Genomic DNA, 12,276 nt, shown 5'->3' on the forward strand with positions numbered 1-12,276 from the left:
CCGCCGTCAGTCCTCCGCCCCGGAACCCGACGCCTTGGAGGCCGTGGTCTTCTTCGCGGCCGTCTTCTTGGCGGTCGTCTTCTTCGCGGCGGCCGTCGTCTTCTTGGCGGCCGTCTTCTTGGCGGCGGTCTTCTTCGCCGGAGCGGTCTTCTTGGCCGTCGCCTTCTTCGCGGTCTTCTTGGCCGGGCTCTTCGCCCTCTTCTCGGCGAGCAGTTCGAAACCACGCTCAGGAGTGATCGTCTCGACGCTGTCGCCGGAGCGCAGGGTCGCGTTCGTCTCGCCGTCGGTGACGTACGGGCCGAAGCGGCCGTCCTTGACCACGACCGGCTTTCCGGAGACCGGGTCCTCGCCCAGCTCCTTCAGCGGCGGCTTGGCGGCGGCCCGCCCCCGCTGCTTCGGCTGGGCGTAGATCGCCAGGGCCTCTTCCAGCGTGATCGTGAAGAGCTGGTCCTCGGACTGCAGCGAACGCGAGTCCGTGCCCTTCTTCAGATAGGGGCCGTAGCGGCCGTTCTGCGCGGTGATCTCCACGCCGTCGGCGTCCGTGCCGACGACCCGCGGCAGCGACATCAGCTTCAGCGCGTCCTCGAGCGTCACCGTGTCGAGCGCCATGGACTTGAACAGCGAGGCCGTCCGCGGCTTGACCGCGTTCTTGCCGGTCTTGGGGGTGCCCTCCGGCAGCACCTCCGTGACGTACGGGCCGTAGCGGCCGGCCTTGGCGACGATCTGGTGGCCCGTCTCCGGGTCGGTGCCCAGCTCGACGTCGCCGCTGGGCTTGGCCAGCAGTTCCTCGGCCAGCTCGACGGTCAGCTCGTCCGGCGCCAGATCCTCCGGGATGTCGGCGCGCTGGTGCTCCTCGGTGTCCTTCTCGCCGCGCTCGATGTACGGGCCGTAGCGGCCGACGCGGAGCACGATGTCGTTGCCCACCGGGAACGAGGAGACCTCGCGGGCGTCGATCGCGCCCAGGTCGGTCACCAGTTCCTTGAGGCCGCCGAGGTGGTCGCCGTCGCCGTTGCCCGCGTCGGCCGCGCTGCCGACGCCGACCCGGCCCTCGCCGAAGTAGAAACGCTTCAGCCACGGCACGGCCTGCGCCTCACCGGCGGCGATCCGGTCGAGGTCGTCCTCCATCTTGGCGGTGAAGTCGTAGTCGACGAGCCGCCCGAAGTGCTTCTCCAGCAGGTTGACCACGGCGAAGGACAGGAAGGACGGCACCAGGGCCGTGCCCTTCTTGAAGACGTAGCCGCGGTCCAGGATCGTGCCGATGATCGACGCGTACGTGGACGGGCGGCCGATCTCGCGCTCTTCCAGCTCCTTGACCAGGCTGGCCTCGGTGTACCGGGCCGGAGGCTTGGTGGCGTGGCCGTCGGCCGTGATCCGCTCGGCGGACAGCGCGTCGCCCTCGGCGACCTGCGGCAGCCGGCGCTCGCGGTCGTCCAGCTCGGCGTTCGGGTCGTCGGCGCCCTCGACGTAGGCCTTCAGGAAGCCGTGGAAGGTGATCGTCTTGCCGGACGCGCTGAACTCGACGTCCCGGCCGTCGGCGGACGTGCCGCCGATCTTCACCGTGACGCTGTTGCCGGTCGCGTCCTTCATCTGCGAGGCGACGGTCCGCTTCCAGATCAGTTCGTAGAGCTTGAACTGGTCGCCGGTCAGGCCGGTCTCCGCGGGCGTGCGGAAACGATCACCCGAGGGACGGATGGCCTCGTGGGCCTCCTGCGCGTTCTTGACCTTGGCGGCGTACGTGCGCGGCTGCGGCGGCAGGTAGTCGGCGCCGTACAGCTGCGTGACCTGGGCGCGGGCCGCGGAGATCGCGGTCTCGCTCAGGGTCGTGGAGTCCGTACGCATGTACGTGATGTAGCCGTTCTCGTACAGCTTCTGCGCGATCTGCATCGTCGCCTTCGCGCCGAAGCCGAGCTTGCGGCTGGCCTCCTGCTGGAGCGTCGTCGTGCGGAACGGGGCGTACGGCGAGCGGCGGTACGGCTTGGACTCGACGGAGCGCACGGAGAAGCGGGTGTTCTCCAGGGCGGCGGCGAGGCCGCGGGCGGTCGCCTCGTCGAGGTGCAGGATGTTGGCGCCCTTGAGCTGACCCACGGAGTCGAAGTCGCGGCCCTGCGCGACCCGCCTGCCGTCGACCGTCTGAAGCCGCGCGACCAGCGACGACGGGTCCGAGGGGTCTCCGGCGCGGCCGGTGGCGAAGGTGCCCGTCAGGTCCCAGTACTCGGCGGAACGGAAGGCGATGCGCTCGCGCTCCCGCTCCACGACGAGCCGGGTGGCGACGGACTGCACGCGGCCGGCCGACAGCCGGGGCATGACCTTCTTCCACAGCACCGGGGAGACCTCGTAGCCGTAGAGGCGGTCGAGGATGCGGCGGGTCTCCTGGGCGTCGACCAGCTTCTGGTTGAGCTGGCGCGGGTTGGCGACGGCCGCGCGGATCGCGTCCTTGGTGATCTCGTGGAACACCATCCGCTTGACCGGGATCTTCGGCTTCAGGACCTCCTGGAGGTGCCAGGCGATCGCCTCGCCCTCCCGGTCCTCATCGGTGGCGAGGAACAGCTCGTCGGAGTCCTTCAGCAGGTCCTTGAGCTTCTTTACCTGGGCCTTCTTGTCCGCATTGATGACATAGATCGGCTGGAAGTCGTGTTCTACGTCCACACCGAGGCGGCGGACCTCACCGGTGTACTTCTCGGGTACCTCCGCGGCACCGTTGGGAAGGTCGCGGATGTGCCCGACGCTCGCCTCGACGATGTAACCGGGGCCGAGGTAGCCCTTGATCGTCTTCGCCTTGGCAGGCGACTCGACGATGACGAGTCGGCGACCGCCGTGTGCGGTCTCGCTGGTCGGGGACAACTTCGCTCTTCTCTCCGGTCGACGCTGGGGCCTCCCCAGGCCTTGGTCCCGGGGTCGCGGCGTACTGCTGGCTCGTGTGACGCTGCGGAGTGTGACGCTACATCCCGCCCCCGTGTCAAACGGGAAAAGCCCACAACGGCCACTCGAACGGTAACCCGACTACCGGCATTCCTGCCGCCCGGACTGCCCGGCCGCCTCCGTACCCCTGTCCGGAGCGTAACGCTCCCCTTACCCGCCGGAGTGGCGTTCCACGGCCTCAGAGCCGGGTCAGGCAGTACCCGCCCAGGGCTAGGGCGACGGTTCCGGCCAGTCCCGCGAGGGCGGCGGATGCGATCCGGCTCACACCGAGGCCCACCGGTTCACGGTGTCGCAGCCGCGCCCCGGTCCACGTCAGCACACCGGCTCCGAACAGGGCGAACACCGCTCCCGCGAAGATCGCCGGTCCACTCTCCATCGGCCGCCCACCCCATTTCCGCCGCCGGCTCCGCCCGGCGTGGGGAGAGTGGCACGCACGGGGAACGGACGGGCGACACGGGGGTGAACGGAGGGTCTGCGCATAATCGAACATGCAAGCGGGCAGGCACCCTCCGCATCCCCGGCCATATTTTTCCGGCCGTTTTCCGAAGAGCGGTGCGCCCCGCGGCTCCGGGACCCTTTTCCGGGGCCCGGAGCGCGGTGCACGTCGGTGTGCGTCGGTGGACGACCGGGGCACGCGGCCGCTCAGTCCGCCGCCGGCTCCAGGAAGCCCTGCTCCACCAACAGCCGGATCTGGGCGGGGGTGCGGTCGCGGAGCAGTACCGCGTCCTCGCCGACGAGCTGCGCGATGGCGTCCAGGATGCGGCCCGCGCTCAGCGTGCCGTCGCACACGCCCGCGAACCCGGCGCCGACCGTGTCCACCTTCGTAGCCCGCCGCATCCCGCGGTGCTGGCGCAGCACGACGTGCTCGGGGTCCTCGGCGCCGGGCAGCCCGACCTGCTCCTGGACCACTTCGGGGGCGAGCTTGAAGCGGCTGTCCAGCAGCGCCGCGTCATCGTGGGCCCGGAGGTAGTCGAGCCGGTCGAAGTGCGCCCGGACCGTCTCGCCGAGCGGCTGCTCGACCGGGTGCGGCCACTCCTCCACGGTGACGACGGGCTCGGCGGAGCCGGTCCTGCGCAGGGTGATCCAGCCGAAGCCGACCGCCCGGACCTTGCGCGCCTCGAACTCGTCGAGCCAGGCGTCGTAGCGCGCCTGGTACTCCGCCGGGTCCCCGCGGTGGTCGCCGGCGTCCCGCAGCCACAGCTCGGCGTACTGTGTGACGTCCTGCACCTCGCGCTGCACGATCCAGGCGTCGCAGCCGCGCGGCACCCACGACCTGAGCCTGTCCTGCCAGTCCTCCCCCGCCACGTGCTGCCAGTTCGCGAGGAACTGCGCGAACCCGCCCTCGGTCAGCCGTTCCCCCGCCTGCCGGACGAGCGAGCGGCACAGATCGTCCCCGCCCATGCCCCCGTCCCGGTACGTCAGCCGGGCACCCGGGGAGATCACGAACGGCGGGTTGGAGACGATCAGGTCGTACCTCTCGTCCTCGCGGACCGGCTCGAAGAGCGAGCCCTCACGCAGATCGGCGGCGGGCGCCCCGGACAGCGCCAGCGTGAGCGCCGTGATGTGCAGCGCGCGCGGGTTGAGGTCGGTCGCCGTCACGCGCGTGGCGTGCTGGGCGGCGTGCAGCGCCTGGATGCCGGAGCCGGTGCCGAGGTCCAGGGCGGAGGCGACGGGGGTGCGCACGGTGATGCCGGCGAGGGTGGTGGAGGCTCCGCCGACGCCCAGGACGACGCCCTCGTCGTGCTGCCCGATGCCACCGGCCCCGCCGACCGCGCAGCCGAGGTCGGAGACGATGAACCAGTCCTCGCCGCCGGGACCGCCGTAGGGCCGTACGTCCACGGTCGCGGCCACCTCGTCGCCGCCGACGCGCCGCAGCCAGCCGGCCTCCAGCGCCTCCCGGACCGGCAGCACGGCCGCCACACGCGCGTGCGGCACCGGCTGCTGGAGCAGGAACAGTCGTACGAGCGTCTCCAGCGGTGTGTCGCCGCGGGTCGCCCGCAGGGCGGGCACGGTCTCGCTGCGGGCCAGTGCCGCGTACGCGGGCGCGCCGAGCAGGTCGAGCAGTCCGTCGGCGGTGAAGGAGGCGGCCAGCAGCGCGTCCCTCAGGCGCGCGGCGATGTCGGGCCGGTCGGCGGCGGGCAGGGAAGCGGGTCCGGTGTCAGTCACGCCCCCATTGTGGCCCGCGGCGGCCCGCCGGGGCGGACTCCGCGCGGGCCGTTCGCCGACGTCAGCCGGTCGTCGCCGGGGCCGTGGGCTGTGCCGCCGCGGACGCGGCGACCTTGCAGCTGGGCTGCTCGGCCATGGCTTCCTTGACCTCGCCCTGCTCCAGCCGCTTCAGCGCCTCCGTGCCGTCGTCGCCCTGCTCGCCGATCTCCTTGGTCTGCCCGGCGACCGCCTTGAGACCCTTGGCGAACTTGCCCTGGTCCTTGGTGTCGATCCCCTCGACCGTCTTTTTCAGGTCGGCGTACGACGTGGAGAGGCCGGCCAGGTTCTTGGCGGCGTCCTTCTGGAGCTTGGCGCCGCCGTCGATCCCGGGGGGCGCTCCCGCGCTGTCGAGGGCGTCCGCGAGGGCCTTGTAGCCGTCGGCGAGGTTCTGGAAGGCCTCGACGTACGTCTTCTGGGCGTCCTTGGGCGGAAGGTTGCCGTCCGTGGCGATGGACGCGATCGACGCGTTGGCCGACTTGATCCTGGCGCTCTGGGCGGGCACGGCGTCGCACACCGTCTTGGCCCAGGACACCAGCTTGGGGTCGGGCCCCTTGTCTTCGCCGCCGCCACACCCCGTCACCGTGACTGCCAGTACCGCACCGCCGGACAGTGCGGCCGCGAGCTTCTTGTTCACCGGATTGGTCCCTTCCATGGCTCTCGGCCCCCGGAATCTACACGGCGGACGGCCCCGGCCCCGCTACCGGCCGAGAGATCGGTCAGCTTTTATGACCTTTTGTGCCATGAGAGAGAAGGCTCACGACGTGGCCGGGCCCACACGGCGAGACGGGCGGCCGGCGCGTCAGCACGCGCCGCCCGCCCGTCCGTCACCCGGGTCCTGCCGGTCCGGGCTAGGAGACCACCGCCGCGTCGGGCGAGTTGGTGACCCGCTCGGCGTTGTCCTCGTCACCGACGGCGATGCCGCGCCGCTTGGAGACGTACACGGCGACAACGATCACCAGGAGCGCGAAGACCGCGATACCGATCCGTACGCCGAGGTTCTTGTCGTCGCCGTAGGAGAACCTGATCACCGCCGGCGCGATGAGCAGCGCGACCAGGTTCATGACCTTCAACAGTGGGTTGATCGCGGGTCCGGCGGTGTCCTTGAAGGGGTCACCGACCGTGTCCCCGATCACCGTGGCCGCGTGGGCCTCACTGCCCTTGCCGCCGTGGTGGCCGTCCTCCACCAGTTTCTTGGCGTTGTCCCAGGCGCCGCCGGAGTTGGCGAGGAACACCGCCATCAGCGTGCCCGCGCCGATGGCACCGGCGAGGTAGGCGCCGAGCGCGCCGACGCCGAGCGTGAACCCGATGAAGATCGGCGCCATGACGGCGAGCAGACCGGGCGTGGCCAGCTCGCGCAGGGCGTCCTTGGTGCAGATGTCGACGACCTTGCCGTACTCGGGCTTCTCGGTGAAGTCCATGATCCCGGGCTTCTCGCGGAACTGCCGCCGCACCTCGAACACCACCGAACCGGCGGAGCGCGACACGGCGTTGATGGCCAGCCCGGAGAACAGGAAGACGACCGCGGCGCCCGCGACCAGTCCGACCAGGTTGTTGGGCTGCGAGATGTCCAGCGACAGGCTGAGCGGCGAGCCCGGCCCGGTCAGCTTGACCCCGACGTCGTGCACGTTGGTGGTGATCGCGTCGCGGTACGACCCGAACAGCGCCGACGCGGCGAGGACGGCGGTGGCGATGGCGATGCCCTTGGTGATGGCCTTGGTGGTGTTGCCGACCGCGTCCAGGTTGGTGAGCACCTGCGCGCCCGCGCCCTCGACGTCGCCGGACATCTCGGCGATGCCCTGCGCGTTGTCGGAGACCGGCCCGAAGGTGTCCATGGCGACGATCACGCCGACCGTGGTGAGCAGGCCGGTGCCGGCCAGGGCCACCGCGAACAGCGCCAGCATGATCGAGGTGCCGCCGAGCAGGAACGCCCCGTACACACCGAGCCCGATGAGCAGGGCGGTGTACACGGCCGATTCCAGACCGACCGAGATGCCGGACAGGATGACGGTGGCCGGCCCGGTCAGGGAGGTCTTGCCGATGTCCCGCACCGGGCGGCGGTTGGTCTCGGTGAAGTAGCCGGTCAGCTGCTGGATGACGGCGGCGAGCAGGATGCCGATGGCGACCGCGACCAGCGCGAGGACGCGCGGGTCGCCGTCCTTGCCCTTGATCGCCGCGTCGGTGACGCCGTCCAGGCCGGCGTAGCTTCCCGGCAGGTAGACGTAGACGGCCGCCGCGACCAGCGCCAGCGAGATCACCGCGGAGATGAAGAAGCCGCGGTTGATCGCGCTCATGCCGCTGCGGTCGGCGCGGCGCGGGGCGACCGCGAAGATGCCGATCATCGCCGTGATCACACCGATGGCGGGCACCAGCAGCGGGAAGGCCAGTCCGAAGTCGCCGAAGGCGGTCTTGCCGAGGATCAGCGCGGCCACCAGGGTCACGGCGTACGACTCGAAGAGGTCGGCCGCCATGCCCGCGCAGTCGCCGACGTTGTCGCCCACGTTGTCGGCGATGGTCGCGGCATTGCGCGGGTCGTCCTCCGGAATGCCCTGCTCGACCTTGCCGACCAGGTCGGCGCCGACGTCGGCGGCCTTGGTGAAGATGCCGCCGCCCACTCGCATGAACATGGCGATCAGGGCGGCGCCGAGGCCGAAGCCCTCCAGCACCTTCGGCGCGTCGGCGGCGTACACCAGCACCACACAGGAGGCGCCCAGCAGGCCGAGCCCCACCGTGAACATGCCGACGACGCCGCCGGTGCGAAACGCGATCTTCATCGCGGTGTGCGAGACGGTGGTGAGATCCTTTCGGGGTTCGCCTTCCGCGGGAGTCGCCTCCCGGGCCGCCGCGGCGACCCGCACGTTGCTGCGCACGGCGAGCCACATGCCGATATAGCCGGTGGCCGCCGAGAAAGCCGCTCCGATCAGGAAGAACACCGAGCGGCCGGCCCGCTGATTCCAGTCGTCCGCGGGCAGCAGCATGAGCAGGAAGAACACGACGACGGCGAATACGCCGAGCGTGCGCAACTGCCGGGCGAGATAGGCCTTGGCACCTTCCTGGACCGCCTCGGCGATCCGTTTCATGCTGTCGGTTCCCTCGCCCGCCGCGAGTACCTGCCGGACCAGGATCCCCGCGACCACCAGCGCGGCCAGGGCGACGGCCGCGATAACGGCGACGATGATCCGATTGTCGTCGGTCAGGACCGCTGCTGCGAGAGAAGTGGGATGGCCCAGATGAGGGGTAGAAAGCCCCGCCATTCGTCCTCCTTGACGCTTGGGCTGAGCTCAAGATGTGGACGGATTGTAGGTACCGCGGAGTGATCTAAACAGGGGACGGTAAACGGATTCGGCCTGCTCGCGCTCTACAGCAAATGATCGAGAGAACGACATGGAACCCGAAAGAAGTAATGCCCTCAGGGCATTGACGGCCGCATTGGCGCTTGATCAAATTATCGGGCTATTGATCGTGAATTCCTTCACGAATTCCCGGAGCGCTCGGAAAATACGACGAGGGCCCTGCTCAGCAGGGCCCTCGCGGGTGCGGCTACGCCGTCGGTCAGACGAGCGCCGTGGCCGGCGGTGTGGTCGGCCAGGTCATGCGGATCAGTCCGCCGTTCGGTCCGGTGGTGACCTCCACGTCGTCGACGAGGCCGCTGATGACCGCCAGGCCCATCTCGTCCTCCTCGACGTCGGTCTCGCCGTCCTGCGCGGTGCCGGGCGTGTCGCCGCCCGCGACGGCGTGCGGCGCCTCGTCGCCGACCTCGATGGAGAACTGTTTCTCCTCTTCGATCAGCGCCACCTTCACCGGTGCCGTGACACCACTGCTCTGGTGCAGTCCGACCGCGCGGGAGCACGCCTCCCCCACGGCCAGGCGCACCTCGTCCAGGACGGCCTCGTCCGCTCCCGCCCTGCGCGCCACCGCGGCCGCCACCAGCCGGGCGGTCCGGACGTGTTCGGGCAGCGCGCTGAAGCGGAGTTCGACGGTGGCCATGCATCCCCCTCGCGACTACGGGCGTGCGGTCGGGGTCGGGGCCGCCGCAGGGCGACCGCACCCCCTGGTGTCCTTCTGTACCCCGGGCCGCCCCGTCCGCAGCGTCTGGTCTGCGTCATCCGCGCCGTCGGCGCGGTCGTCGGCGCGGCCAGGACGGGACCTGCCGACGACGGGCCCCGGCTGGAGCCCGCGCCGGCGACAGGTCCGGGATCGGCCCGCGGCCGATCAGTCGGTGGCCTGCACCGCTTCCTCGACCGAGGTGTGGATCGGGAACACCTTGGTCAGGCCGGTGATACGGAAGATCTTGAGAATGCGCTCCTGGTTGCAGACCAGGCGCAGCGAGCCCTCATGGGCACGCACTCGCTTCAGACCGCCGACCAGCACGCCGAGCCCGGTGGAGTCGAGGAAGTCCACGCTCTCCATGTCGACGACGAGGTGGAAACTCCCGTCATTCACCAGCTCGACCAGCTGCTCGCGCAGCTTGGGCGCGGTATACACGTCGATTTCGCCACCGACTCGGACGACCGTACGATCGCCGATGGTCTCGGTCGACAGGGACAGGTCCACGGATCCTCCAGCACCTTGCTATCGAGCGTTTGTCCCTCGGGCACCTCGGCTTGCGGCCCCCGGGACGCTTCGCCAGCCGCGATGGCATTCAATCACTTACCGGCAGGCGTGCACGACGCCTTGACCCCATTGTCCGTCACACCAGTGACACACTCGGTGCCGATGGCCAAGAATCACCGATCCGATCGAACCCCGGCGGACCCGGCGTCCCGACCGTCTCCGGGCGCGGTCCTGGACCGGCTCGCCTCCGGGCCGAGCCGGGCTGCGCGCATCACTCATACGGAGCACTTGCCCCCGCGCCCGGGCCGCCATGCCGTCTGGCCCGACCGGATTCGCTCCGAGGTGATCGCGGCCGTCCAGGCGTGCGGAATCGAGCATCCCTGGGCACATCAGGCGCGGGTGGCCGAGCACGCCCTGGACGGCGACTCGGTGGTCGTCGCCACCGGCACCGCCTCCGGCAAGTCCCTCGCCTATCTCGTGCCCGTCCTGTCCACCCTTCTGGACGGGGCCGAGGCCCCGAACGGGCGCGGCGCCACCGCCCTCTACCTGGCACCCACCAAGGCGCTCGCGGCGGACCAGTGCCGGTCGGTGAAGGAACTTTCACAATCTCTCGGCACCTCGGTACGCCCGGCCGTGTACGACGGCGACACCCCGTTCGAGGAACGGGAGTGGATCCGCCAGTACGCCAACTACGTCCTCACCAACCCGGACATGCTGCACCGCGGGGTACTTCCCTCCCACCCGCGCTGGTCCTCCTTCCTGAAGTCGCTCCGGTACGTCGTCATCGACGAGTGCCACACCTACCGCGGCGTGTTCGGCTCGCACGTCGCCCAGGTGCTGCGCCGGCTGCGCCGCCTGTGTGCCCGCTACGGCTCCTCCCCCGTGTTCCTGCTGGCCTCGGCGACCTCCGCCGAGCCCGCGGCCGCCGCCCGCCGGCTGACCGGCCTGCCCGTGGTGGAGGTCGCCGACGACGCCTCCCCGCGCGGGGAGCTGGTCTTCGCCCTCTGGGAGCCCCCGCTCACCGAGTTGCAGGGCGAGAAGGGCGCCCCCGTACGGCGTACCGCCACCGCCGAGACCGCCGATCTGCTCACCGACCTGACCGTGCAGGGTGTGCGCTCGGTCGCCTTCGTCCGCTCCCGGCGCGGCGCCGAGCTGATCTCGGTCATCGCCCAGGAGCGGCTCGCCGAGGTCGACCGCTCCCTGGTCCGGCGGGTCGCGGCCTACCGCGGCGGCTACCTCCCCGAGGAACGCCGCGCCCTGGAACGCGCGCTGCACTCCGGCGAACTCCTCGGCCTCGCCGCGACGACGGCCCTGGAACTGGGCGTGGACGTCTCCGGCCTGGACGCGGTGGTGATCGCCGGCTACCCGGGCACGCGCGCGTCCCTGTGGCAGCAGGCGGGCCGCGCGGGCCGTGCCGGCCAGGGCGCCCTCGCGGTCCTCGTCGCCCGCGACGACCCGCTGGACACCTTCCTCGTCCATCACCCCGAGGCCCTGTTCGACCAACCGGTGGAATCGACGGTCCTCGACCCCGACAACCCTTACGTCCTCGCCCCGCACCTGTGCGCCGCCGCCGCGGAGCTGCCGCTGACCGAAGAGGACCTGGAGCTCTTCGGTCCCGGCTGCGCGGACGTGCTGCCGCAGCTGGAGGCCGCGAAGCTGCTGCGCCGCCGCACCCGGGCCTGGCACTGGACCCGCCGGGAGCGGGCCGCCGACCTCACCGACATCCGCGGCGCCGGGGGCCGCCCGGTGCAGATCGTGGAGTCCGGCACGGGCCGGCTGCTCGGCACGGTCGACGCGGGCGCCGCGCACTCCACGGTCCACGAGGGCGCCGTCCATCTGCACCAGGGCCGCACCTACCTGGTGCGCTCCCTGGACCTGGAGGACTCCGTCGCCCTGGTCGAGCAGGCCGACCCGCCGTACTCGACCGTCGCCCGCGACACCACGTCGATCTCCATCCTGGAGACGGACACCGAGATCCCGTGGGGCTCCGGCCGCCTGTGCTTCGGCTCGGTGGAGGTCACCAACCAGGTGGTCTCCTATCTGCGCCGGCGCCTCATCACCGGCGAGGTGCTGGGCGAGACGAAACTCGACCTCCCTCCTCGTACGCTGCGCACCCGCGCGGTGTGGTGGACGGTCACCGAGGACCAGCTGGACGAGGCCCGGATCACCCCGGAGATCCTCGGCGGCTCCCTGCACGCCGCCGAGCACGCCTCCATCGGCATGCTGCCGCTCTTCGCGACCTGCGACCGCTGGGACATCGGCGGAGTGTCCGTGCCGCTGCACCCCGACACCCTGCTGCCCACGGTCTTCGTCTACGACGGTCACCCCGGCGGTGCGGGCTTCGCCGAGCGCGCCTTCCACACCGCCCGCACCTGGCTGTCCGCCACCCGCGAGGCCATCGCCTCCTGCGAGTGCGAGGCCGGCTGCCCGTCCTGCATCCAGTCCCCCAAGTGCGGCAACGGCAACGACCCACTGCACAAGAGGGGCGCGGTACGCCTCCTCACGGCGCTGCTGCGGGGAGCGGCGACGGAGCCCACGGAGGGGACGGAGAGGGCGGGGGCCGGTTAGGGGTTGGGGCGGGTGTTGGTTGACGGACAGGGC

8 protein-coding genes are annotated in these 12,276 nt (G+C 70.9%); 1 reads left to right on the forward strand and 7 read right to left on the reverse strand.

Translation table 11 applies throughout. The annotated features are described in order from the left end of the window. Positions 1–6: 6 nt before the first annotated feature. The 7 genes from topA to bldG all read right to left on the reverse strand — a co-directional run bounded on the left by topA (position 7) and on the right by bldG (position 9,675). Positions 7–2,841, reverse strand: a complete 2,835-nt coding sequence (topA, locus tag IH25_RS0110330; protein WP_030606321.1) for a type I DNA topoisomerase — start codon at positions 2,839–2,841, stop codon at positions 7–9. 256 nt (positions 2,842–3,097) lie between these two features. Next, positions 3,098–3,295 carry a hypothetical protein gene (locus tag IH25_RS41150; RefSeq protein ID WP_030606324.1) on the reverse strand — a complete coding sequence of 66 codons (198 nt, stop codon included), beginning with the start codon at positions 3,293–3,295 and terminating at the stop codon, positions 3,098–3,100. 266 nt (positions 3,296–3,561) lie between these two features. After that, a complete protein-coding gene (locus IH25_RS0110340) occupies positions 3,562–5,085 on the reverse strand; it encodes a N5-glutamine methyltransferase family protein (RefSeq protein ID WP_030606327.1) in 1,524 nt (507 codons plus the stop codon). A 61-nt stretch (positions 5,086–5,146) separates the two neighbouring features. Then, positions 5,147–5,758: a hypothetical protein gene (locus tag IH25_RS0110345; RefSeq protein ID WP_030606330.1), complete on the reverse strand. Its 612-nt coding sequence runs from the start codon at positions 5,756–5,758 to the stop codon at positions 5,147–5,149. Positions 5,759–5,972: 214 nt separating this feature from the next. After that, the gene (locus IH25_RS0110350; RefSeq protein WP_030606332.1) at positions 5,973–8,375 is read right to left on the reverse strand and encodes a sodium-translocating pyrophosphatase; all 2,403 of its coding nucleotides are present in this window, start codon (positions 8,373–8,375) and stop codon (positions 5,973–5,975) included. Positions 8,376–8,673: 298 nt separating this feature from the next. Then, positions 8,674–9,108 carry an ATP-binding protein gene (locus tag IH25_RS0110355; protein ID WP_030606334.1) on the reverse strand — a complete coding sequence of 145 codons (435 nt, stop codon included), beginning with the start codon at positions 9,106–9,108 and terminating at the stop codon, positions 8,674–8,676. A gap of 225 nt (positions 9,109–9,333) precedes the next feature. Continuing rightward, positions 9,334–9,675, reverse strand: a complete 342-nt coding sequence (gene bldG, locus IH25_RS0110360) for an anti-sigma factor antagonist BldG (protein ID WP_030606337.1) — start codon at positions 9,673–9,675, stop codon at positions 9,334–9,336. An 81-nt stretch (positions 9,676–9,756) separates the two neighbouring features. Between bldG and IH25_RS0110365 the strand changes: the two genes are divergently transcribed. Then, positions 9,757–12,243, forward strand: a complete 2,487-nt coding sequence (locus IH25_RS0110365) for a DEAD/DEAH box helicase (protein ID WP_078844197.1) — start codon at positions 9,757–9,759, stop codon at positions 12,241–12,243. Positions 12,244–12,276: the final 33 nt, after the last annotated feature.

Source organism: Streptomyces achromogenes subsp. achromogenes, assembly GCF_000720835.1.
Lineage (GTDB): Bacteria > Actinomycetota > Actinomycetes > Streptomycetales > Streptomycetaceae > Streptomyces > Streptomyces achromogenes.

Coding starts and splice junctions, on each gene's coding strand:
- IH25_RS41150 (WP_030606324.1), bottom strand. CDS start 3,295: ATGGAGAGTGGACCGGCGATCTTCGCGGGAGCGGTGTTCGCCCTGTTC.
- IH25_RS0110350 (WP_030606332.1), bottom strand. CDS start 8,375: ATGGCGGGGCTTTCTACCCCTCATCTGGGCCATCCCACTTCTCTCGCA.
- IH25_RS0110355 (WP_030606334.1), bottom strand. CDS start 9,108: ATGGCCACCGTCGAACTCCGCTTCAGCGCGCTGCCCGAACACGTCCGG.
- IH25_RS0110365 (WP_078844197.1), top strand. CDS start 9,757: ATGGCATTCAATCACTTACCGGCAGGCGTGCACGACGCCTTGACCCCA.